Raw genomic sequence first — 1593 nt, forward strand, 5'->3', positions numbered from 1 at the left:
TCACCACGGGTAAATTGGTGTTCAGACTCTTCAAGCTCAGCATCACTGAGATCAATTTGCGCCAATCTTGCTTCGATGGTTTGCTGTTCTAGCAAGTTGTCATCGTAGTCYCTACTTTTTTATAAAGCCCATTTTCTATCTTTCTGATTTCTCTTGCTAAAACTTCTGCAAATTGTTCATCAGTTAATTGATAAATTTGTAGAATTTCTTTCCAGCTTTCATCTTTACTATCTGAAGGAGCAGCATTTTTCAGGTGTTCAGTGATATTACAAATCTCACCAATTAATAGTTTTTTCCACTGTTCTTCGCTGAGGATGTTTGTTGCAAGCCATAGAATATCACCACCAAATTGTTCCTTAAATGTATCAAGGAATAGTTCTCGTTCCGTTTTTATGTCTTTTTTATCAGTGCTGGACATATTAGGGTAAGGGTTACTAAGAGCTTCAAAAAGTATGGGGTTATTGTTAACTCTATAGTGAATAGAAAGAGGGAAAAATACATCTCGAAAGGTGTTGATAGTAGCTTCACTTAACTGTTTTTCGGTATTTGTTTGTTGTATTAGTGAGCAAAAATCAGATATTGAATGACCAACTACTCTGAGGTTTGAAAATTTAATTTCTTCACATAGTTTAATGATAGCAGCGGAGGATTCCTCAATATTCAGATTTTCTACGGGATTTATTGCAAACCTGCTTTCAACGAATGTTGGTAAGTCTGTAAGTATTTTTAAAGTTTTACCTACTAATTTCTCTTTAATAGATTGGTAGGATAAATTTGGATTAGTGGTAACAGTGCTTTCAATTTTTTCTTCATCAGCTATCAATATAGCTTTAGCGTTATCAAATTCGACTAAATGATTTATGTATGACATAACTAATGCTGGTTGCATAATGCAACGTTCAATATCATCAAAAATGAAAATAATGTCTTCAGTTCTAGTTTCAAGATCATTCTCAGATATTGAAATTTCTGGCTTACTAGTAACACTTGAGCCGTCCTCTAGATCAATCTTGAATGCCCCCTTTAGTACACCTTTAGCAATTCTACCGGCGAGCCTAACTCTTTTGCTATTTAGTATGGGGTGAGCTAAAGCAAATATTTCAGCGTCTATTTCTTGTTTATTAGAAATTCCGTGAAGTGATATGTAATAGAATTTGGTCTCTGTATGCTTACTAATAAAGTTATGTATAAAAGTAGTTTTTCCACACCCCCAACTGCCAATTAGCTTTACAGCAAATTTTGGTGAATTGAGGCTTATATAGCTCTCAAGGTAATTATTGATATGCTGATTGATTGGCATAGTGATATCTCAAAATAAGTGGGGATTCGTCAGTATCCTATTACTGAAAAATAATTTAGATAGGTTCATTTAACACTCAGTTGATTTAAACACTTTCTGCTAACTGTACTAAACAGTTTTTAAAGGTTTCTTTCTCACCATTGGTATTAATCAATGCTGCAGAGTTACTTTCATGCAGCACTACTTTACCGTCACTGAAGACGTCAGCACTAACTAATAGGTAGTTTAATGTGCCTGTATATGTTTCAACACGGTAACCAGATGCTCGTGTTGATTGGCGAACCTCAAAATTG

Annotated in this window: 2 protein-coding genes; both read right to left on the reverse strand. The window is 34.5% G+C overall.

Annotation, left to right across the window (positions count from 1 at the left end):
• Positions 1-88: 88 nt before the first annotated feature.
• The gene (locus FNZ24_RS21415; protein ID WP_153916818.1) at positions 89-1300 is read right to left on the reverse strand and encodes a P-loop NTPase fold protein; all 1212 of its coding nucleotides are present in this window, start codon (positions 1298-1300) and stop codon (positions 89-91) included.
• Positions 1301-1385: 85 nt separating this feature from the next.
• The coding region (locus FNZ24_RS21575) for a hypothetical protein (protein WP_194945128.1) at positions 1386-1593 on the reverse strand (208 nt) is incomplete at its 5' end.

The organism is Shewanella sp. TC10 (assembly GCF_009663145.1).
GTDB lineage: Bacteria > Pseudomonadota > Gammaproteobacteria > Enterobacterales > Shewanellaceae > Shewanella.